Origin of the sequence: Taibaiella soli, assembly GCF_003236175.1 — a bacterium.
In the GTDB taxonomy this organism is placed as follows: domain Bacteria; phylum Bacteroidota; class Bacteroidia; order Chitinophagales; family Chitinophagaceae; genus QKTW01.
In genome coordinates, this window is the sequence record NZ_QKTW01000013.1 from 58,859 (window position 1) to 82,511 (window position 23,653).

At 44.3% G+C, this 23,653-nt stretch carries 18 protein-coding genes; 3 read left to right on the top strand and 15 right to left on the bottom strand.

What is annotated here, in order from left to right; all coding sequences use genetic code 11:
* Positions 1-12: 12 nt before the first annotated feature.
* The 13 genes from DN068_RS08315 to DN068_RS08370 form a co-directional block, all read right to left on the bottom strand.
* Positions 13-3,591 (bottom strand): hypothetical protein, encoded by a 3,579-nt coding sequence (locus DN068_RS08315; protein ID WP_110998448.1) that lies wholly within the window; start codon positions 3,589-3,591, stop codon positions 13-15.
* A gap of 50 nt (positions 3,592-3,641) precedes the next feature.
* Positions 3,642-8,342: a hypothetical protein gene (locus tag DN068_RS08320; protein WP_110998449.1), complete on the bottom strand. Its 4,701-nt coding sequence runs from the start codon at positions 8,340-8,342 to the stop codon at positions 3,642-3,644.
* 63 nt (positions 8,343-8,405) lie between these two features.
* Positions 8,406-8,825 (bottom strand): GPW/gp25 family protein, encoded by a 420-nt coding sequence (locus DN068_RS08325; protein ID WP_110998450.1) that lies wholly within the window; start codon positions 8,823-8,825, stop codon positions 8,406-8,408.
* Positions 8,826-8,856: 31 nt separating this feature from the next.
* Positions 8,857-9,150, bottom strand: a complete 294-nt coding sequence (locus DN068_RS08330) for a PAAR domain-containing protein (RefSeq protein WP_110998451.1) — start codon at positions 9,148-9,150, stop codon at positions 8,857-8,859.
* 69 nt (positions 9,151-9,219) lie between these two features.
* Positions 9,220-10,851 carry a type VI secretion system tip protein VgrG gene (gene vgrG / locus DN068_RS08335; RefSeq protein WP_110998452.1) on the bottom strand — a complete coding sequence of 544 codons (1,632 nt, stop codon included), beginning with the start codon at positions 10,849-10,851 and terminating at the stop codon, positions 9,220-9,222.
* 27 nt (positions 10,852-10,878) lie between these two features.
* On the bottom strand, positions 10,879-11,559 hold the full coding sequence (locus DN068_RS08340; protein WP_110998453.1) for a CIS tube protein: 681 nt from the start codon (positions 11,557-11,559) through the stop codon (positions 10,879-10,881).
* Positions 11,559-11,729 carry a DUF5908 family protein gene (locus DN068_RS22050; RefSeq protein ID WP_165836323.1) on the bottom strand — a complete coding sequence of 57 codons (171 nt, stop codon included), beginning with the start codon at positions 11,727-11,729 and terminating at the stop codon, positions 11,559-11,561. The genes DN068_RS08340 and DN068_RS22050 overlap by 1 nt, the downstream gene beginning before the upstream one ends.
* A gap of 5 nt (positions 11,730-11,734) precedes the next feature.
* Positions 11,735-12,202, bottom strand: a complete 468-nt coding sequence (locus tag DN068_RS08345) for a phage tail protein (RefSeq protein WP_110998454.1) — start codon at positions 12,200-12,202, stop codon at positions 11,735-11,737.
* Positions 12,203-12,205: 3 nt separating this feature from the next.
* Complete coding sequence (locus tag DN068_RS08350; RefSeq protein WP_110998455.1) at positions 12,206-12,640, bottom strand: phage tail protein; 435 nt, start codon at positions 12,638-12,640, stop codon at positions 12,206-12,208.
* 225 nt (positions 12,641-12,865) lie between these two features.
* Positions 12,866-14,311: a phage tail sheath family protein gene (locus tag DN068_RS08355; RefSeq protein ID WP_110998456.1), complete on the bottom strand. Its 1,446-nt coding sequence runs from the start codon at positions 14,309-14,311 to the stop codon at positions 12,866-12,868.
* Between the two features lie 13 nt (positions 14,312-14,324).
* A complete protein-coding gene (locus DN068_RS08360) occupies positions 14,325-15,512 on the bottom strand; it encodes a hypothetical protein (protein WP_110998457.1) in 1,188 nt (395 codons plus the stop codon).
* Between the two features lie 28 nt (positions 15,513-15,540).
* Positions 15,541-16,155: a DUF4255 domain-containing protein gene (locus tag DN068_RS08365; protein ID WP_110998458.1), complete on the bottom strand. Its 615-nt coding sequence runs from the start codon at positions 16,153-16,155 to the stop codon at positions 15,541-15,543.
* Positions 16,156-16,565: 410 nt separating this feature from the next.
* Positions 16,566-17,234: a hypothetical protein gene (locus DN068_RS08370; RefSeq protein WP_110998459.1), complete on the bottom strand. Its 669-nt coding sequence runs from the start codon at positions 17,232-17,234 to the stop codon at positions 16,566-16,568.
* Positions 17,235-17,308: 74 nt separating this feature from the next.
* Between DN068_RS08370 and DN068_RS08375 the strand changes: the two genes are divergently transcribed.
* Positions 17,309-17,698 carry a hypothetical protein gene (locus tag DN068_RS08375; protein ID WP_110998460.1) on the top strand — a complete coding sequence of 130 codons (390 nt, stop codon included), beginning with the start codon at positions 17,309-17,311 and terminating at the stop codon, positions 17,696-17,698.
* Between the two features lie 195 nt (positions 17,699-17,893).
* Here DN068_RS08375 and DN068_RS08380 read toward each other — a convergent pair whose 3' ends face one another.
* Entirely contained in the window at positions 17,894-19,867 is a 1,974-nt protein-coding gene (locus tag DN068_RS08380) for a gliding motility-associated C-terminal domain-containing protein (RefSeq protein WP_110998461.1), read from the bottom strand.
* A 271-nt stretch (positions 19,868-20,138) separates the two neighbouring features.
* On the opposite strand from DN068_RS08380, the gene DN068_RS08385 reads away from it, so the two are divergent.
* Positions 20,139-21,533, top strand: coding sequence for a DNA/RNA non-specific endonuclease (locus DN068_RS08385; protein ID WP_110998462.1), 1,395 nt, complete (start codon positions 20,139-20,141; stop codon positions 21,531-21,533).
* 323 nt (positions 21,534-21,856) lie between these two features.
* On the opposite strand, the gene DN068_RS08390 is transcribed toward DN068_RS08385, so the two are convergent.
* On the bottom strand, positions 21,857-22,273 hold the full coding sequence (locus tag DN068_RS08390; RefSeq protein WP_110998463.1) for an SMI1/KNR4 family protein: 417 nt from the start codon (positions 22,271-22,273) through the stop codon (positions 21,857-21,859).
* Positions 22,274-22,691: 418 nt separating this feature from the next.
* Between DN068_RS08390 and DN068_RS08395 the strand changes: the two genes are divergently transcribed.
* Positions 22,692-23,420, top strand: coding sequence for a hypothetical protein (locus tag DN068_RS08395; protein WP_110998464.1), 729 nt, complete (start codon positions 22,692-22,694; stop codon positions 23,418-23,420).
* Positions 23,421-23,653: the final 233 nt, after the last annotated feature.

The following is a 23,653-nucleotide window of genomic DNA, read 5'->3' on the forward strand; positions in this document are numbered from 1 at the left end:
CGGATTGTCATATCATTTTACGGCAGTGCTTCCGTTCGGGTTAGTCGCAGGCGCCGATGATGGCGGATTTACAACCTGAACCGGTGGTGGCGGTGGTGGTGGTGGCGGATTATCGCTGTGACAATCGTCATCACAAGTACCGCAAGGCTGCAGCGTATTCAGTACATCCACCAAAGGATTCACTTTATCATAGCTCGGCATTTCGGTCTGTGCTTGTTCCAATAGCCAGTCACTATACGCTGTTTCAAACCGCTGCATCTCTGCTATGCCGATCCACACCACGCGCGTATGCACATGGGCGGGCGATTCTGTCTGAATTGTTTTCTCTACCAGATTTCTGAAAGTAGCGTCCCGTAAACGTTTAGGCCAGCAAGGCAATACTATTGTGGTACGGAATGAATATGGATCTTCATTATTATCGCAAGGATTGGCAGCGCAATACAGATCAAGTTCAAAATTGCACCAATCCATAAAATTCTGAATCTCTACTTCTATGTCGTCTGTCGTTGGCTGGCTCCCAGTGCGCTTATTAAACATGAAGAGACTTTGCGCCAGTACTTCCTCATTATTTCCATGGATAATAAAACCATATTTCAGCTGCGCCGGATCTGTATTCTGATTGGATACGATTTCATAATTCACCCGTTCTGATCCAAACTCGTGAATATCACACAAACGTTTAGACAGATCTTCGTACTTACGAAACTTCAGCGGTTTGTTCGCCGTTCCATCTGTAAATACCTGTTGAAATAAGAATGATTGATCGTATTGTTTCGTCGCCACGTTATAACGCATAAACTCCAGAATCCACGGCATCATATCATAGCATTTACTAGCCGGTACACGACTTGTTTTGATCCGATACAGCGGTATTTGAGTCCCTTCATCTACACCTATTCCACGATCACAATTATCCAGGCAGATATCGAGAAACTGAACTGCAATATCCGTTCCTACTTCGTCTTGCATCTCATCAAATTTCGGACGCAGTAAAATGTGTTCTACTAAATGTAGTCCTTCATTATCGTTAATCTCTCGCATCAGCTTCTGCAGTTGTTTGAAAGAGGCTTCACGTGTTTCCCTTTTTTCAAACGCTTCGCCTTGTCCTAATAACACAGCTACTGCGGGATCTGTATCATCATACAATTCAAACCAAAACGACCCAATCAGCCCGGCAGATTTTCTACTGCGTTGTTTCAGCTCGTCGTGAAATTTGAAATATTTTCGGCTATCAGCATGTTCGAGTATATCATAAATCAATTCTTCGGTGCAACAACCGTCTTTAACTTCTACACTGGTAAACAATACTGTTTTCTTATCATCCGGATCGAGCAGTTTTACAACATTTAAATTGTTGCCCGCTTTATCTGTTTTACGAACAGGTGTGTTGGTTTTCGGATCTGTAATCATGACAGGTTCGGTTACAACCGTTGCCGGTGCCAGATCGCGGCGGGTGATATCTGAAAAGCCAAGCAAACGGCTGATGCGGCGTTCTGCTCCGGAAACATTATCCGTATTCCAGACCTTGACATTTGTATAATCATAAGCTTTTCCGCGATTGGTACTGATCTTATAGTATTCACCATTTTTCAGCATTGCGATTTTATCGCGGATCATGCGTTCGTCGACTTTATAAGGCGTCAACCAGCGACTGATAGTTTCGTATTCAGAAAGATCTTCACTGAATCGCGCCAGCATATGATTGAGAAAACCATTTCTTCTTTCATGAAAAAGTGCCGGTGTCTCAGTTATATTTTGCAGCACTTGCGTAAAATCTTTCAAGATAAGATCAAAGTGGTCAGCACCGCGATTAGCATGATCGATCAATAAAGATTGTAAATCTTCAATCTCTGTGAGCGCGCGTGTAAAGTAGGTGTGTTTTATTTTATCGTCGAAACTAAACAGATCCCGAAGGTGATTGAGCTGCACTAAATGATCCGCCAGTATTTGCTCAAAGAAAAGCAGGTAACCTTTCAACTGTAGAGCCTGTGTTTTCCTTTTATCATCGGCATCAGCCGGAAGCCCGGCTCTGTCACTCACACCATAGCAATCAGGCAACGAATAAGTGACCGGATAATAATCTTCGAGCTCCATATTTTCGCCCGTAGGAATTGGAAAATCATTGTCGGCGCCTTGCAATTTATATTTACGATCTGCAGCCTTCAGATCTTTAAATAATTTCAGCACCCGGTCCATTTTACGATCCTTGGCGGCACCAGTATTGTAGCTGATAAAATCGCGTTCTTTACAGAACATAATTTGCGACATAGACGGCTGAATACGTGCAATCTTTTGTTCTTCCTTTAGAAATTCGATCCATTTATTAAAGTAAAAACGCGGTGTTTCTTTATCAAATCCGCGGAACGGCAAATGCAGATAAGTGATCGCTTTAATGCCGGATATCGCCGCAATATTCGCAATCAGATCCGACAAATGAATATCGCGGAACAAATCTGTATTATCCAGATCAACCTGATCAATGAAGCCGTGTTTTAACGTAGGACCGCTAAAAACATCATCAACCTGGTAACCCTTCGCCATCATTTGAGCAATGGTATAAAAAGGAATAGACGGTGTGAAATAACGATAGATGGTGAAGAAAATCTGCGCCAGCACCTGATCTGCATCCGCGTATTCTTCCAGCACGATAGTAGCGCCGATACCAAAATCTTCGTACTCCACTGCATTTACGGCGAGAAAATCCTCGCAGAGATTGCGGTGCTGTGCCAACCGTTCTATCACCAGCTGACGAACACTTTCCCGCTGACCTTCATCTAAAATATCTTCTTCATATTCTACCATCACATTGTACAAACCCTCAAACTCCACAATCTTGGATGGATAAGTAGGGCGCGACACCAGACGCAGGTCATCAATCATCGTCTGACGTTTATCGTGCACACTCAGTTCGTATTGGTGACGTTTATTTGTAGCGTCATTCAGCGCCTGCCTCGTTGCTGCAGAATCATCACCATTATAAATCTTTGCTTTCAGGCTAGCGATTTGCAGATCGAAAACCTCTGTCGGCTGATTAATTTTTCCCAGCTCCTGAATGATACCTGGCATGCGGTTATCCCAATCAGTACGGTATTTTGATTCGTCAGTAGGATTTAAACCAAGCTGTCCGAAGCAAGTTTTTTCTTCTTTATCATCACACTGGCAATCACTCTCAACTTTCGTCTGCACTGCGTTATAATCAATCCATACCGGCACTTCGTAATCTTTACTCGGCTGTATCCAGGCATTCCTGACACCTGTCACATCTATAATCATCTTCCGGTAATCATCTAATGTGAGCGCGCTGTTATGCAGAATCTGCCGCGCTGTGTAAAATATTTCATCCCAGGTGTCCGGGGTTAATTGTGCAGGCGCAAGCAGATCTTTAATCTCAAAACCATTCCGGTAAGCGAGATCTGTAATAGCATAGCAAACTGCTTCGAGCATCGTGATACCGGGATCGGAATTGTTATAGTCAGTCCAGATGGCACTGCCCAGCTGCTCTATACCTTTAAAACCTTGTTTGCGCAATGCCACGTAATCTTCTGCAGGAAGAAGTGGATTGGCTTTGATCAATGAAATTGGGTCTGCCATGGTGCTAAAATTTATTATTGTACAGTTTCATGAAAAATGTGTCGCTGATACTATTTTGATGGTTTCGTCTTTTTCGTCGCGGTTTTTTTCGCAGATGTGGCTGCTTTTTTTGTCACTACCTTTTTCACCGGTTCATTTGTAGCTGTTGTTGTTTTTACATCTGCCGGTGGGTTTGCGTCTGCTTTCACTATAGCCTCAGCAGCGTTCTTAGCTGATACCTGATTGTCGGCATTCTTCAACGCGGTGTCCACAGTTGCAGGTTTTACTACATTATCAGCGGCTGTTACTACTGCAACCGGCTTCGGCGGATTTGCCACCACCTCATTTTTTGTTGGCTGTACCGGTTGCATCGGCGCTGTATTCGCTGGCTGTACTGGCTGCATCGGTTCAGTTTGAGCTGGTTGTACCGGTTGCATTGGTTTAGGCTGAAAGGTTGGCTGCGAAGGCTGTGTTGGCTGTGCCTGTTGTTGTTCCGGAGCCGGAGCAATAATCACCGGAGTGTTATCCACATTATTCATCTTACGTCGGTCACATAGAGAAGGTATGTCCGGTGCTTCATATGGTATAATCACATGCTGCACAACAGAAACGAGTATCGATCTCGGCGTAGACGGTGCCACTTCTGTTTCACCGATAAACTTGGCGTTCGACTTCATTAGTCGTTCCAGATCATCACAGTCGGTCAATGTATTTATTTCATTACCATCACCGCTTTCTTTGGGCTTGCTTACTTTAATTTCCGGGCAACATTCATTGCGGCATACGCCCATAAAGAAATCTGTGATAAAATCAACGTAGCTGCGACTTTCAATGAAGGCAATAATAGACGAAGCATATACTTTCTCATCAAATTTCACTTCTGCAGCAGCGTCAAATGCCCATGGCGTGAGATAATGCACCAGCTCTTCATTCAATTTTTTCAGATAGTAACCTTTGTCAATCCCCTCAGTAAACTGCACTCTAAATGCGCAAATAATCTGTTCGTAAACCGGATTTTTTGCATGCACTTTCACAAAAGGAGAAGTTAGCGTCTGCAAATAAGCCTCAATATCAAGTAATGTTTTCCTGCTTGTTTTCGGTTGCAACGGATTTGCTGCATTTCTGTTTTTGAGATCCGAAATCGGTACGATTAAAATATGCCCGGGCGCAATCTGCGGACCACAACATTCGCTGTGCGGCGGATGCTGACCAGAAGCCAGACCACTCGAAAGCGTTTCACGTCCTCCGACACTATCGGCATTACCAATTCGTGTTGCTTGTACGGTCTGCGTTATTGTGGTATGGCGACAAAGGCAATTGGGATCAGTATGCGTCAGACACTTTACCTTATAAATACCCGGAAAACGGTCGAGCACTAGATGTTCATAATCCCACGCTGTAATCGCACGGCCTTTATGACGGAGCCGCTCGCTCACTCTTGTATAAAATTCTTTACCCACTTCAGTATGCTTGCCATCAAAGGAAGCATAAGGCTGTGTTACTTTGCTCACTTCATTTACAGTCACAGCAAGCTTACTAATACTTCCCGCAGGCAATGGTGCATCAAAATGAGACTGATCATTTCCTTTATCCTCAAATGTAACAGTCACCGCTTGTGCAACGACACCAATCAATTGTGGAATCCGATCTGAATCTGATGTAACGCTGGCGCAAAACCAAAGTAATCCATCCGTGATAATGGTATTGTGTGTTGTTGCATCATCGGGCACATCTATCTTAACAATACCTGTCGTCTGAAAACCTTGCGTACTGTCGGAAATGAGGTTTTCACCTTTCAGCGGTTTCCATTCATTATTGCTGAGGTACGACCAATGTATCTGCGGCGGATCGTCATCTTCATCTAACGCACTCCCCTCTGCAAATTGAAATAGCAGTGATACAGATTGCAATGGCTGCAGGTTTTCCAGCCCGATAAATAGTGAGCCTTGTTCTTCTACATGCCCGGAATACTGATTGACACCAGAAGCATCGTTCGTAAAATGTGTACTATATGCTACTACGTTGTCGTAGTTAAATGGTGGTTGGTTGGTACTGCCGGTGTCCGTTCCTTCCACCAGTAAACCAATTTTTTGCAGTTCCTGGTATTCTTTTACCATACCGCCCAGTTTGATATTGGTACTGATTTTTGGAGCCGGTGCAAAATCGGAATACGGGCCGAGCCAGGTGAACTGCGGAAACAACAAATTATGAGCATCTACCAGCTGGCCGCCTTGTTTTCTATCCCAGCGGATCTGTTCCTGTGTAGGCGCGAGCAGCTTATTTGAAAGCACAGACAGCACGTTCTGACGAAGTTCGTTCCGCACTGTTTTATCTAAATAAGTTTCTACCACACCAAAAGGATAGACGTGAAAAAATTGATCCACACCTGATTCCAGTTGACTCAACGAGGATTGATAGCTTACCGAAATTTCTTTCACCTGCAGATCAGCCGCCATATTTTGCGATGCCTGAAGGAAGCTGGAATTTTCACCGTAGGTCACAGCACGCAGATTATCCAGCCGAATAAAACCCTTGTCTGTTTGCGGCGTTAACGCAGTAATCGTGCGAATGGGCTTACGCTCCTCTATATCAAATTTCACGCCGCTCGCCTGCCCGGTGGAATCATAATTTGCTTTGTACAGTATATCGCTGGTGAGTTGCAACCGCTGAAACTGTGTATTGCCACTGTCTGTACTCAATGGCTGCCATTCTTTTCCCTGCAACAATGAAACATTATAATCTGGCGGATTGTAAGTCGACATGCTTAGCTCAGAAGCTACTTTAAGCTGCATCGCCTGCAGCGCTATGTCTGATGTATTGCGAATATTAACAGCAAGTTCATCCAGCGGTTTATTAAATACCTCCTGACTGCCGATGTACAAAGACTTTCCCTGTGTCGGATAAGCGGTAAACGGATCAAACGGTTTGTTTGGTTGTACAGTGCCGTCATCGTTCTGTATCACCAACGTTTTCAATCCATCGAAGAAATAATTTACTTCCTTATCCTTCGGATTAATAGAACCGACCTTAATATCAACGGACATATTGTTGATATTAATCAGGTTGTATACCCGTTCGTACAGTTGCAGATTTTTATTGAGTAAAACCTGCATCATTGGCTGCTCCGTACCAAATACAATACCAGGATGCAACTTGGCACTGTATGGCACAATGGCCTGCTCTGCAACCGGTAAATAAATCATTAATGCATTAGTGCCGATATAGTATGAAGTGCCGATACCTGAAGTGTCAGTGCCAAAAACACCGTTGCTGATACTGTTTGAAAGCGCAGTAAACTCAGCCTCTTTCATTACCTGAGTTATTTTGACCCAGCCTTTTTCGCCGGTCAGCAATATTTCAAAGGGATCAGCGCCTCCTTTGGCAGTTGCAAGCATTACACTTAATCCTCTAACAGAAAGACTAATCAGGCGCTTTCCACCCTGCAGCAAAAACTGTGGCGATGCAATGGCAAAACCAAGCTGTGCCTGATCTTTTCTAAATTTCTCATCACCCGCTGTTGCCAATATTTCACAAGGATTATGTTTATTCGGAACAACAGCAGCACCTTTTCCAAAAGTCATCCATTTACCACTCGGGTCGGTAATCTTTTCTCCGAAACCATCCAGGGAATTAGCAATGGGTCGTGCAAACACAGATTGTATCGTTGCAATGCTGGAACCATTATCCAGTACCGCGCTAGACTTCTCAATAAATAACGTTTTGAGTTCTTTTACCTTTGCCTGGTTTGCTACAAAATCATCAGATGTTTTGTAAAACATGTCTTTTCCGGAAGCATCTTTCCCAGCTTTAAATTCGGTGCCTGCTGCAAGATCATAAGCAGCTACATCTTTCGCCAGTTCCAGTACCACATATACCTTGTCCGGTATTGATGGCTTTTCGGCAAGGTGCAATACATCACGATAGTAAAAATTAAGAATACCTTCTGTAATCCCATTCATCTGATCCTGCGCCAGACGGTACAACTGCAGGAACGTAATGAACAATGCCATGTGCGGCTGATGCGCCGGGTATTGCGTCAATGCATATTGAAGATAACCTTCGGCATTGTCCACCATTTTACTGATGAAACCATAAAAACCGTTGAAGATATCGTCAACATAAAGAGCTGCATTTTTTATTTTATCGCCAGCGTCTGCGCCCACGTAAATAGTATCGTCTGCATCAATTTTATCATTTACGCCCCATACGTCCGGATTTTCTATATCGGTAAAGTCTAGCTTCAGCGGGTGCTTTACATCTACGGCTGTAAAACCTTCTTCATAAGCTATCATTTTCCCTACTAAATCTTTGAGATTGGAATTGATCGCCAAAACAAGATCTGCATGCAGTGGATTTTCGGGAATCGCGATCGAATACCAGCGATCCGTTTTTTTCAGAATGCCGAGTATCGGGTCAAAAAGATCACCGTAAGCGTCGTTGGTAGGATCCAGATCAAGGCGATCGCGGATTTCATCATAATCTTTCTTGATCTGCTGCAAATCAGTCACAGCAATAGATGCAGCAATCACAGCCATGTCCCTGCGGAAAAATTCACGCCAGCTGATCTTTGCAGGATCTGCTCCCGGTTCTACTTTGCTTTCGGGTATATCATAAAAGCGGATCTGTGCCGCATATCTTTTGGCAAACACCAGCAAGTCCTCGAGACTGCGTCCGTCAACGGGTGCGTAGGCCGGATCTAAGGCTTTCAGATATCGGTTAATCTGTGCCGACCCATCCCGTTTTACTTCATCGTGGCAATGGCAGTTACTCATCTTAAATATCTTTTCGGTGATTTGGTAATTGGTAAAAATGGTAGCTCGTCAAACTGGCTTTAATCAATGATCGATATTGGTGGCCTCATTCATATAGAATGGGAATACATAGTTGTAACGCGTGTTGGTAGTAATAATGGAGTATTGTATATCTATTGATAATACTCCATTATTCTGATCTGGCGTAGACGCGATGCTTTCGACGATAATCCGCGGCTCATGCAAAACCAGCGCCTCTTTCACAATCTTCTCTATCATCGCGATGTTAGGCACATTCATCGGTTCAAACACGTACGGACGAAGGTTACAACCGAATGTCGGAAGCATCACGCGCTCACCCGTCATCGTGGCGAGTATGATACCAATACTGCTGTACACGTCTGCTTCTTCCGAAAGCATCTCCACACCATACCATTCTCTGCGGAACGTTGGCGGAAAACTCCAACCGGTTCCTAAAAACGATTTATCTGTTTGGTTATCCATTGTCTTCTGTTTTTAAAAATTTTATTTGCCATTATCCACCGATAATTACGGTAGGACATCCGGCTACTACACTGCCGCCATGTGCGGTACTATCTCCGATACGAGCTGCAGGTTGTCCGCCAATGAGCACCGTGGCCGAACCTTTAATAATACTATCCGGCGGACCTGCGCAGGTACACATGCCACCCACAACCGCTGCCGGCTGTCCGCCGATCAATACGGCAGGTGCTCCCGCCGGCAGGATAGGGCCTCCGGTATGCGGGCTCCCGTTTGGATTCACCATCGGGCAAACATGATTGTCACCGACTCTTGCTGCTGGAGGCATAACTTTTTCGTTTTTAATTGCTTTCTGGTTTCAGTTGGGGTAAAGGCTATATTTACTGCTATAGTTTTTCTAATTGATCATCACCGTAACACCTTTGATGGTCACATTTCCGGCACCCGCCTGAATCGTAATGCCGCTCGCATCCATTGTAATGGTGTTTTGGTTTTCGTCTTTCATTTCAAATGCGCCTGAATCATTATTGATGACGATTGATTTCTCGCCCGAAGCAGTCGGCACAGTCATACTGAGCCGTTTGTTCGTATCGTCAAAAACAAGTTTCAGTCCTTCCTGCGTCACAAAACCGTATTGTAATTGTCCTTCCTGCTCGGGCAAAGGAGAAGCTTTATTATCCTTGCTGTGCAGGTATCCGAGTATAATGGGTTCATTTGGATCGTCGTTGAGAAATCCCACAATCACTTCATCGCCTATCTGCGGGCGGAAATACACACCACGGCTGGCACCGGCATCAAGCGTTGCCACTCTGGCCCAGAAACCGTCATTGCCGGAAGTAATAGTAGGTACTGTAAGTTTTACTCTGTATTGCCCTTCAGGATCGTCAAGATCAAGCACCACGCCAATCTGCAAACCATAAATGCCCGGCAGTAATCCTGAAGCGGGTTTATTCATCACATCTTCTTTCTTCACAAACAATTCTTCGTTCCAACCGAATTGAATATTAGAATACCAGCTCCCGTCAAAATGATGTAATACGCCAGTCACAAAAACAGCTCCATTAAAACGATCGCCTACACCCGCCAAAGTCACCATAGTACCAGGTTTTACATCCGAATTCCCATTCACCCGCATACGACCAACCGCTTTAGAAAGATGGTTGCGCATGGCGTAGGCATCTGACCAGTTTTGCAATTGCTCTTGTGTCAAATGACCCGGATGTATCAGATTCACTTCAGCGCCGAGCACGCTTGCCAAATCATCTGATGATAGATTTCCGGTTTCTGTAAAGTTTGCCTGACCTTTATCTGATTGTTCAATCTGCTGCTGCGTATAATCCCAGGATGTACTCATCACAGAAACTACCTGCCGGCGCGCATCCATTTCAGCATCAAAATCCCAGATATTATCTCCGTAAGTAGCCACTAAAACCGCTGTACTTGATGTATCAGGTTTCTTCACGATCAGCTTTCCATCATCCGTCAAAACCAGCATGCTATTGGCTTCTGCACGTGTTACCAAAAAATCCCAGTCGGTGACATCGTATTGTATCAGTTGTTTGTGCGACATGGTGGTACTTTCTACATCTGGTGTCAATGCTCCGGCCAATTGCGTAATTACATCGCTATCTGTTTTATCAGTATAGTATGCGCTCTTGCGCGCGCCAGTCAGTGCAATGGCCTTATCCTTCGCATCAATAATCAACCTTGACGCGCCGTTGGGTTTTATTTTGATGGCGTGTTTTACAATCACACCTTCAAAAACAGTAGTTACATCTCCATGATAGCCGAGCTGTATCCTGATCAGATTTCCCGGCTTGTAGGTATCATCATCGCTCAGCGGAAAGTCGCGGTCAGCAGCAGAACCATCCATAAACACAACCTGGGCAGACGCAATCTTATTGAACTGCTTGCTGACAGAAATTTCTGCCACCAAAACTTCGCCGCTCAACTCGGTTTCGTTGATGAACACTTTGGCACTGACAACATCTGTGGCCGGCGCCGTTCCGGGAGGTAAACTATCTAACATAAAATACGTTGCTTTTAAAGGTCCGTTCTATTTACTGCTGATCGGCGGAAAAACCAATGTGGATCCTGCCTGCAGCTTTCTGAAATTTTTCAGCTTATTAACTTTCGCTACCTGGAGATAATAATTCTGATTATTGTACGTCTGATAAGTGAGGTATGGCAACAGATCGCCTTCTGTCACTGTCACGCTGTGCGTAAGATCTGGTGACGAAAGCATATTCAATACATTGCTCAGGCCACTTACCGTCCGCTCTGTAAACGTCGCAGAGATCTTCGCCCTTATCGGCAGCCCGAACATATCGAACATCGTATACGTTACGTTCGATGAGTTGATCACACAAGTGCTGATAAACAAACCATACTGAACAAGCAGATACGGCGGCCGGTGTAACACACCTGCAATATGCGTGGTGGCGGATCGAAACAGCAAAACCTGCGCCGTTACCGGAATCTTCACACCATTTGTATTGACGCCCGTTCCATCTATCGTAAACTCAAGCGTAAACGTCCGCGGCTGTGTCTTCGTATACGTCGGATCGCTGCCTTCCGCGCCAGGCGGATTATTTTCATGCCATACAAGCTGTTCTCTGATGGTGATGTTTTCAGGATTGAACATCGCGAGAAAAGGTAATCCCATTGGGATACCATCCTTGTTCATCGGGATGATCTTGAGGTTAAATGGCAGTTTCGCCGCGCTTTGCGTATCCATTATCGTTCTTTCTTTTCACGGATGATTGCTAATATTTTTTCAGCCAGTTCGTTGTCGTCCACATTCGCCACCGGTGGTGGTGCAGGTGCGGGATCATTCACAGCACCGGCCGCTGCCGGTGTATGATCGACAACCGTCCTGATAACAACTTCATTGATCTGTACAGGCATAGCGATTACATGATTCGTTCAAAATATTGATAAGCCATTTCCAGCGTTTCCACTACAATTGAATTATCGGTCGATTTAAAATCGGTCGTAGACCATTTGAGCGGATACGCCTGCACTACATTCCACACTGCCACCGGCTGATCTGTTTCGTCGAGCAGCGTGATGACCATATCAGCAGGTTTAAAACTATAGATGACTACCGTGAAATACGTACTCATCGCGTCTTTAAACCAATCGAGCAGCGCCGTGCCTTTCAGCAAACCGCGCTTCAGTACCAGGTTTGGATACTTTGCACGCTTCGGAAGTTTGTATGTGAACCGGTTTTCACCGCCTTCACGGAGTTCTTCCACTTCTATCTCAAAGGAAAGACCACTCACTTCCTGAAAGCGCTGCTCTGTGTCTGAATCCATACCGTCAACGCCAATAAATTCGACCTTAAAATGAAAACCGACCGGTGGATAATATGCGGGCATAGCTTATGCTGTTTTTAAAGTGATTCCTTCATGAACCAGTTCTACTGATTCAATTGCGATATCGTTGCCTGTAGCTTTAAGACTCGGACCTTCACATTTCACCGGCCATGCCTGCGAAATACTCCAGATAAATACAGGGTTGCCTTCATCGTTGAGCAGCGTGATAGTGAGGTCACGGCGTTCTACATTTGGCTGTCCGTTATTATTGAGCCAGTTGTACAGATCGTTATTAGAAGTGACCAAACCTCTTTTCAGCGAAATGTTACCTGCTTTTTTCAGGCCGGGTCTTTTCAGCGGCAGTGTCGTCGCTGTCATCAGTCCATCTCTGTACTCGATCGCCTGAATCTCCTGCGAAAGCCCGCTTACTTCAGAAAAACCGATATTGTCTCCGCCCCATGATACGCTGAAGTGAAAGACCGGTAGAGGATAATTTGCCATTTTATAAACTGTTTGTTGTGTTAGAAATTGGTTGAATGATTGTTTAGAAAAGCACGCTCATGCATCTATTTTTTGCACTTAGCTTTAGCACTACTATTTGACATTCGTTGCGTCGCACGCTTCAGCGTTCTGCTCTCTACTTAACACGCCAGGGATCAAAAACTGCGTTGTAATTTTTTAGCAATCCTCTTGTGCTACCGTATGCGCCGCGAGAAAGCCCACACACTACGATGTCTGCATGATCTGTTCAAACTGCAGGATAATAAACTCAGCAGGTCTTGCAACAGCCATACCAATCTGTACAATCATACGGCCTTCCAGAATGTCCACAGAGTTCATTGTAGTACCAAGGCCGACGTTTACAAAGTAAGCCTGCTCCGGTTTTGCGCCAGCCAATGCACCATCTCTCCATTTCAGAAACAGATAGTTTTCAATCATCGCCTGTACTTTCACCCATGTCTGAGAAGTATTCGGTTCAAAAACAACCCAGTTAGTAGATTTCTTGATAGATTCTTCTACCACACTAAAGAAACGACGAACATTGATATACTTCCATTCGTTGTTATTGCCGTCCAGCGTACGGGCGCCCATTACTACCGTGCCATAGCCCGGCATATTGAGTATCGCATTTACTGATTTTCCGGTATCGGTATTAATGTTTAGCAAATCCTGTTCTGCTCTTGCTATCGAGATCACTGGTTTTACCACATCCATCACACTCACATTTGCGGGCGCTTTCCATACACCACGCGTATCATCCACACGTGTGTACACGCCAGCCATAGCAGCTGAAGGCGGAAGAATAATGTGGTATTTTGCATATTCAGCTGCAATTGCATTATACATAGCCGATGCACTTGTTTTTACAACAGAAAGCGCATTGCCAGTCTGGTCGCCGGATGCAGGAGTACCACCATTCACTGTATGACTCGTCAGAATAATACTGTCAAAATCAAAATTGTAATTGTAAACAGTTTCGAGATACGGATAATACACCGCACCGAAACGTCTGATGTTTTCATCCGTTGGAATATTATTGATCGCTGTCGCTACATCAGAAGGAATGGTTCCCGGCATTTTCGGGGCCGTAGAAGCATAGGTATCAATGATTGCAAAACGATCCATCAGCGTCGCCGCCTGATTAATCATACGCTGATTGATACTATCGAAAGCTGCATTGCTACTGAGATAGATCGCTTCCGGAACAACAAGCATCGTTGGTGCATCTTCGTTGGCGATAAGATCAATACCTGTTTCCAGATCGGCCTGTACAATACCAGAGCTATACTTGCCCACGGAAACGACGTAACAACTGCCACCGCCATTTGCAAAGAAATTGACCATCGCATGGTACAGGATATGCTTACTCAGATTAGCAACCGTGGGTGTCACTGTCACATTAAAGCCGGTAGTCACACTACCTGTTTTCAGCTCATTGACGTTCACCGTAATGTTGCTTACGCTTTCGGTATCCGGCCCGCCGAAATACGTAATAAAATCGGACAGACTGGAAATGGGCGTAGCCACATTATGCAGATCATCAGCAATCAGTTTCGTTGCCTGCTGAGTGTAGCCGATAAAGGCCGGCACTGCAGATTCTACTTCTGCAATGGATGGTGGCAAAAGAGAAATTTCTTCTACATAGACACCTGGTGATCGGTAGTTTGCCATATTGGTTATGTATTTAAATTGTTAGAAAAATATTTGAATAGATGTTCGGAAGGTTCGTCGCATCAATGGTTTCGGTAGGAGGAAAAGAAAGATTGGTTTTCACACTGGCCTCCTTTGCGTTATTGCCAATGTATTTTTTCAGCGTCATTGTCAGCGTAGCGGGTGTAGACGATGTGCCCGACATATAGTTTTCCTGTAGTGGGAGCGCTTGCGCGGAAACAAAAACCAGCTGCGAATCATTTACTGTTACCGCTGTAAAACTGATATTGGTATCATTGGTCACTACATTAAGTCTACTCAAAAAATCAGTTTTATCTGCAGCACTCAACTGGTTCATTTCCTGCACTATCGGACTATTCGGCTGCAAGAATATATTATACCGCCAGAAGGTCTTCCGGTTGGTGTATAGAATATTATATTGTGGCCTGTCTGGTGTAATGGACCCATCAGATTCTACGACTCTGAAATTAGCATCAAGAGCATCCGAAAGATTAATTTCTATTACACCGAACACAGGTTGTATAAAAGAACTACCGAGATAGTAAAACTCATCAGCTACTACATTACTGATAAGCAGCTGACATTTTCCTGAAGCGAATCCGGACAGATCAAAAGCTACATCTGCCTGTCCGTTTTGGTTAGCCAGTGATTTTGCAAAAACAGTGGCGCCAGTTAAAAGATGCTTTACCACAGCGGTTCCCGCACCTATCGGTGAGGTACTGTGAAAGCTATAAGCACTGGTCGAGAATTTCACAATATCGTTGCTGTTCACTCCGGTTGTATCATGTGTAAGATGCAAACTGGATCGTGCAGCTGTATTATCGCTGATCTGATTACTGAAATAATATAATTCATCTGATGTTTGCTGTATCGGCAGATCGTTGAAATTGATCACATCATAATTCCGGAGCGTAACACCAAAAGTTAGCTTTTCGCCTTTCTTCGGAATAAAACGCAGCAAATCATTACCACTGCCATTGTCACCGGAAACCCGCGCCATTATTACAAATCCACCGTTTGTATCAGTCGGCTTGTAAACCCAGTCAAGCCGGCGCAGCAAGGTTATCGTTTCTTGCGTCGGCACGATCTGAAAATCCAATATCGGCTCCGCCTGGTATTTTTTGCAGACTTTGTTTTGATAAAACAGTTGTGTAACCGACAGAGACAGGAGCTCTGCGTATTTAACTTGTAAAACGCTCATGATTACGCGGGTTGGTGTGGTGGTCTAATTAATTTTCGGTGTAATTAATTTCGTTAATGGAAGGTGTTTTATCTCCGCCCTTAGTATCGAATATCGTCAGCATATTAATCTTGTAAACCACGCTGGGCATGTATTTGCTACCCAACAAAGCCCACAGGTTATTCTGCTGTTCGAAAGAAAGACTGCACAAGCGGCAGCTCAGGCGTTCAATCATTTGCCATGGTTTGTTGACCGGATCTGCAACTGTACTGTTGAGTCCGGGGTATTTCTGTGCGTCAAAAACTGAGTTTGCCTGAAAGAAGGCGATCACATCCGATATGTCGCGGAGACAAGTCGGATAATCAGAATTGTGGCCTACGAATAGTACAGATAAGTCGAGCTCCACCGGTGGGTTGAGCCGCATAAATTGTTTATCGTCTGTTGGCGTGTAATATGGTCTCTTGCCTTCACGACGCTCCTCTTCTATGCCAACCAGCATGATGGTTACGTGTGAGGTTTCGGTGACATCAATAGTACCGTCCGGTTTTACAATAGACTTTAAGTCTACATTTCCTCCAGCTGCGTAATTGGAGGGATCCTGTTCCCTGTCCGTGATATACGCGTCCAGTTCTTTCTGAATAAATTCAAGAGCAGTACGAATCATCGCACATACATTAAATGATGATTGAGTTAGCTTTCAGTTACAATAAAACCTCGTGCAATTAATGGTGGCTTAATTGTCGATTAAACATTCGGTACATAAAAAGATGATATAACTCTCCACAACGAGCAGACATTGAGATGTCGTTCACATGATAAAAATATATAATAGTTTTATAAACAAAATGTTTTTTATATTAATTTTTCTTTTTAAATAAGAATGATTGATTACAGCGGTATTCAAGAGTTAAAAACAACAAAAAAAGCAGCGTCTCCAATTCAGGCAAAACCCCAAGGCGGAGGGCTTTTTACGGTATTTACGCAGGTAAAAAACTGAAAAAAGACGTTATAAGTCTCCCGTCTCAGTTTTTCTTATACTTCGCGCAGCGACTCCTTTTAGGATTGGGGATTGATTTACTGAAAAGAATAGTTCAAACCAAGAATGCCGAATATATCGTGGCTTGCACTCAGAAAATTGAAGAGATAACCGATCAAAGTGAAATTACCCAGACTTCCGCCAACTACAACGCCCCTTTGCAGATCGAGGCCTGTAAGATAAATGCGGCTACGTTGTGCTGTGAGCCCAACATACAGCCAGTCTGTAGGTGAGTAGGTAAGCTCATTCCAGGTGTATATATAACTGAGTTTGGGAAAATTCAGATTGTATAGAAATTCTACTTCACTACTCAGGCCAAAGCTTCCGTAGGAAAGATCAATATTATTGTCGTTGGCGATGGCGTCTGTGCGACCCACCAGAAATCCAATCTGCGGAATGATCGAATACTCAAATTTATTGCCACCCTGAAAACGATACCCACCGAATTGCGACAGCGTTTTTACATCTTCATAATTGTAGCGCTCCTGCAAAAAAAGATGTCCTTTAGCAGCACTGAAAACACCCATCGGCAGCGCATAGTCTTTAGCCATATACACTAGCAAAAGGCCATTTAGCTCCCATTCGTCAGATGATTTCGCCGCAGTGTCTTCCTGTGCCCACACCGCTGTAGAGCAAAACATTAAAAGCACAAATCCGATCGCTGCGATACCAAACCAAATGCCGGGCCGATGTTTAGAATAGCTCATTCATTATAATTATTCGTAATTTAAACTAAAGAATTTATAATTGCAATAATTATTCACCCTCAAAACAAAACAGCATGTCAAAATTTTTACTCAGCACATTCATTGTGGCACTATCGTTTTTTACTGCAGCGCGAGCGCAGGAAATTCACCGTGTGGGAACGGCAGACGAACGTGCCGCTAAGATTACCGAATGGATGAAAGAAACACTACACCTGACCCAAGACCAGATAGGTCCTGTAACTGAGATCAACAGAAGATATGCACAGATGATGGACGATCTTACCTACTCTGCCGGCACGCATGCCGATAAAATGCATCAGGCGAAAGCAAACGATCATGCCAAAGAAGCGGAACTACAAAAGATATTCACCCAAGATCAATTTACCGCTTACAAAAAGAAAAAAGCGGTACTGAGAGAACAATTGAAGGAACAGGCAGAAGCAGCCCAGGGAACACGATATTAGTTATGATATATGAATCATAAGTTATCAACAGAACGCACCTCTTATCACAAAACAAAGGCTTCGCAAAGCGAAGCCTTTGTTTTCTTAAACATCTGATGTTAGTGTGAAGACGCGAAATCAGGACACATAATATGCAACGTCTCGACGAAATTGACGTTTCACTGGCATTAAGCATTGACCATTCGTCGCTGAACGCTATCGAATCAATGTCACATCGCCTTTCGTATGAACCGGCTTACCAGAAGGACTTGATGCAGTAAGCGTATAGAAATAGGTATCAACCTCACATGGCTTTTCACCATATGTGCCATCCCAACCGTCTTTTAATGCACCATTTCCGGAAACATGATAGACCATTTGTCCCCATCGGTTAAACACAGAAAACTCTGCTATTATATACGGACCGCTAAATACCGGACGGAAGAAATCATTCCTGTTATCGCCGTTCGGTGAAAAAGCAGACGGCATAAATATGTCGGGATACTTCGGATTGACATTTACAAAAACTGACTGCGAATCCACACAGCCGATAGCGTTAGCAGCAACAACAGAATACCATTTGCTTTCTCCTGCCATTATTGTTTGTAATGGTGCTGTACTTCCCGCAAATTCATTTCCAGGCAACCACTTCTGTATTACGTATGGCTCAAAAGCAGAAGTCTTCAGTGCAAAACTCACCCCCTCTTCCAGATAAGAAGGTGCATCCAATACGAGATTCAGCAGAAAATTATGCACTGTTACTTTTACATACGCAGTATCCGTACACCCGAGTGCGTTTGTTGCAGCAGCGATATAAGTTGTGTTTCCGGAAGGAAAGACAGAAACATCTGATGAATTAGACAAACCAATCCAGATAACAGGCGAAGAACTTGACGCAGCAAGCATTACAGAATCACCAGAACAAATATCCTTATCACCAGAAGTGGTAATAACCGGCCGATCGAGCACATTAATGTAAATAGTTTTGTACACGCTGTCGCAACCATAAACAGACACCAATGTATCCACAACAATCTGACTGCTGTCATAGACCATCCCTTTATACACATATGCCTGACAACCGGAAACTGTGTCAAAAACTAATGACGGTGCTATCGGATGCAGTAAAATATGCACGAAATGATACGCACTGTCACAGCCCAGCACGCTATGAATCGTATCTGAAAGTACTGTTGCAGTAGTATACGGTTGTCCGTTGTAATTAACCTGATTGCAACCACGCAATGTATCATGAACAGCTTGTGGACTCAATACCTGCAAATGAAGATGCACCAGGCTATCACAGCCCGTACCATTTCCAATTGTATCGTGATAAACGCCGGACGCAGTCAGCAACTGACCATTAAACGCATAAGTTTGTCCCGCGAGCATGCAGTGATATAAATTAGTGTCACCACCGCCGCCGGCAACAGGATTCAGCATACTGCTAATCCAAAGCGCATTTGCCGAACTGTTTGCCACGCCCGGAGATTCGTTGCCCGGTGCATTGCCTGTTATCCAACTGGCCGTAACGGCATATTGTGCGTCATTGAGATAATATACTTTATTGGCGCCTGCCTGAGATTGATGAATAGTAGGCGTTCCTGATTGAACATCCCCATAAGAAATAGAATGATAGGCTTGTGTCAGATTTGTCGGCGCAGCTACAAGTATTGCATCACCGTCATTACGCAAACCAATATAATCCCAATTACCGCCGGCGCTGAAACCTGTTGTGGGATAAACATAGGTCGAAGAAGAAGGAGAAGTTGGTGACGATCCGTTTTTTTCAATCATCTGAGAAGACGACGGAACAATGTAAACATGATCATGATCACTGTCGGTTGGATCGTCTGCTTGTGTAATGCTGGTGTTTTTATCACCACTGTTGTAGATGAGAATGATAGAGCCATAAGGCACATTCGCCCAATTTGCAACATTAGCGAGCCGCATACAACCCGTGGCAATCCCCTGCCCTGCACCAGCACCGTACCAGCCGTTGTTATCATCAATTATCCAGCCGCGAAGATCGGCAGCCGTATCGTTGCAATGACGTGTGCCGACTACCACTAATTCCACATACTCTTTGGCACCGCCGCTGCCTTGCGAAAATTCATTAATCACCAATTGCGCCTGAGCGACACATGTAATGAGAAGGGTCAGAAAAGTGATAAAGATCTGCTTGCGCATGGTTGCTTCCTTTTTGGTAATAGTCTCGGTAAAAGACCTCAAAAGTATCCGCACACTATGATCTCAATGTTTCCACAAGGTTAATTCGTCAAAAAGACAAAGGGTTAATTCGTCGCGAGTCATCCCAAATTTTTTGCCTGAATACCGACCGTTTTAACCTCTTAACCACTTAACTTTTTAGTACCTACCTGTATTAACTTATCGTGAAGTATTACCATTTTAACCATTGGATAATATTTGTCATGTATCATAGCGGAAATCAAATTCACCCATGAAAAAACAAACGTTACTTCTCTGCGCAATCGCGCTTGGCAGCATCTTTACGGGCTGTAAAAAAAATGATGAACAAAATGCACCACAGGCAAACAGCGCCAACAATCATGCACTGCACAGCACTGCAAAAGTGACCTATACTGGTCTTCCGGAAACATTTGAATCAGGTTCTAAAACTGCCTATGCCGCTGCAAGCGTAAGCCTCGCTTCCGGCAGCTGGAACATGGATGATGCCCTCATCGGAAACCTGTCCGGCGATTTGAAAAATGGCAGCCAGTCTGTACGTATTCGCAATACCGGCACACTCGCTATGCTGTTTGACGTAACCAGTGGCGCTACGCAGGTAACATTCAAATACGGCATCTATGGCTCTGATGGCAGTAGTACTCTGGCCTTGTACTACTCTACAGATGGCGGCAGCAGCTGGACACAGACAGGCAGCGCGCTTACCGCTACTACTACTTTTACGACTGCAACTTTTCCAGTCACAGTAACAGGCAATGTCCGTTTCAAAGTAACCAAACTAACCGGTGGCACAAACCGTATCAACATCGATGATTTTGATATCACGAGCAACGACGGCACTGGCGGCGGTTCCACAGGCGGTGGTACTACTGGTGGCGCTGCAACCCGTGATGATAATATGGGCATGGGTAATCCCAGCGGCGCCACCACCAGCACTTCCAATCCAAACAACTATCTGCTTGCAAAAACGCAATACACGCTTTCTTATAATAATTCAAAAGGTGAAGCAAACTGGGTAAGCTGGCATTTGAGCAGCGCATGGCTGGGCAGCGCAACGCGTTGCGATTGTTTCACTGCTGATGCTACACTGCCTTCTACATTCTTTAAGGCAACTACTTCCAATTATACAAATACTGGTTTTGACAGAGGTCATATGTGCCCTTCCGCTGATAGAAACGGCAGCGCAACTGACAACTCAGCGACGTTCCTGATGTCGAATATTATGCCGCAGGCACCGATGCTGAATCAACAACCATGGGAAAATCTGGAAGACTATTGCCGCTTGTTGACTTCTTCCGGTTATGAAATGTATATTATCGCAGGTGGTTACGGCCAAGGTGGTACGGGCAGCAACGGTGGCACTACGAATACTATTGCAAGCGGCTCTATTAATGTTGCTGCACATTGCTGGAAAATCATTGTAATCCTACCAATCGGCACTGGTGATGCAAGCCGTGTAAGCACAAGCACGCGTGTAATTGCGGTGGATATGCCGAACATCAATACGGTGAACGCCCACACTTGGGATTATTACCGTACCACTGTAGATGCTATTGAATCTGCCACTGGTTATGATTTCCTGTCGAACGTACCTACCTCTATCCAGGCGGTGATCGAAGCGGCTGTGGATAATGGACCTACTAGTTAATTGGTTAAAAGGTTAAATAAGATTTTATAAAAGAAAGACTGGCGCGATGGCCGGTCTTTTCCTTTTTTATCTCCTATTTGCAGCCGGACGTCCAGACACTATTTCAGCACCAGACCCGCTGTACACTATTACTCCTCGCTCGTTCCTCGCTGCGGGGTAACCGTTCCCATCGGGGCTATCAATAAGGCGTTGGTACTACTATCAAGCCGCTGTTTTTTGTGTACCGGTCATGAGATTGGTAAGATTTTCAGACACAGGAGCGCTACGCTAACTCCTGCGCCAGCGGGCAACACTGCATTGCAACTTGGAGCGCAATTTCATGGCTATTTTCCCAAGCTCTTCAATATTTCTTTCACCGTTTCTTTATTTTCCATCATCATTAACTCCAAAAAAGCATCAAAGCTGTCCGCGATCAAAATACCTTCCCCCTCCCACATATCAATAAAAGGCATTTCAAATATCCGACCGGTTGTGCGCTCCATAGCGAAAGCCGCATCCCCACCATTGGAACCAAACAGAAAAAATCCGGGAACATAGACTTCCACCTCATAGCCCGCATTGAGTTGTACCATTTCCGTAAGCGGCCAAAGCACTGCATAGTATTCTTCCGAACTTACATCCGCACCATTTGTCCTTGTATAAAAATCAAGAAAATCCTGAGGAACGGAGAAAGAGACGGTGTCTAAAAAAAGTGCTATTTCATTCGCCGCAGGCGGCTCATTTCTATTTATAAATCCCATGCTAAAACTATTGTCGAATTATTGGTCTGCGGTGAATAATACAAATCATCTTTCTCAAGCTGCTTCCTTCCAAAATGCCAATGAATCCCGAAACCAATCCCAGGTATAGCCAAAGTCTCCGTCCGTTAAACCACAGCCGTAATCCAATTCATCAATATGATCATACCTCATTCGCATTTCCGTTTCCTAAATCATGGCGATTGCATTTGCGATTGCGACCGCTTGCTTAGCGCAATAAAACCAATGATCCCATTTTCGTATTCTTCAATCTCAAAACTAATATTGATTGCTTCCTTCGTCGCTATTGATGCGAGTAACAATCCATCAAAATGACAGCACATTTTTGTTCGCAGACATTTTATCACCATTTTTATTTTTTTGTCCTAACTTATGTAAACCATAAACGAAACATCAGACGATGAAGGATAACATTCTCGCAGCACTAACCAACCTACTACACAAAGAAGCATCATACCCCACTGATAAAAAACAGGTGTATGCACTACTTAAACATACAACCGACAACTTTGACACAAATATATTCACAACAACAGCCGTAGCTCTGGATTGGCCGCGGCGCAAAGTTTATGCGCTGCTCTACGAAGTACTACAAGAAGTCAAATCTAATGATTCGCTCCCGGTTTTTATGATTAATGCAATGAGCCATTACCTTGAAGCGTTGGAAGGCAATGCTGCACCGGAAGCTATTATCAGACTGAACAAGGATCCGGAAGACCTGTATGTCTTATGTGGATTTGTTCGGGGCAAAAGATGGATTTATGTTGAAGACTATTCTATAGACATACATTACAGCGGGATCATCTGTCATATGGAACGCGAAATTTCGGAAAAAATCCAACAATATATTTTTATCCCACAAGAAGATTTGAGCATCGTCAGCTATGAACTCTACGACGGTGCAATTTTTCTTACCTCCGGTTCCTTTCTTGTCTACAGAAAAACTTTTGAAACACTTCAACTACGATCGCATTATGTAATTCGAACGGAGGAAGAAGAACTGAAACAGCTCGGTTCCATTCATGCAATTACAGAATACGGATGCGTTTCAAATGAAAACTACCTCGGTTACATCGAGCAATACAAATGGACTTTAGACTTTCCGGACAAACGCGCATTGCTTATTTAGAAGCGCCGTCGCTAACTATACTATGCGGTGATCGTTCCGAAGCATTCCAGCCATAGTACTTACGATTATCATTTGGGCTTTTATTCTTCATTACACTTTCTATCAGCAGATAAACAGAAAGCCCGCAACGCAGTGAGGACTTGCAGCGGATAGCCCGACCCGGAGGGGCACGCCCTTTTTTAATTGACAATGAACCATTAACGATGCCCTGTGTTATTCTTCGTTGATAATAT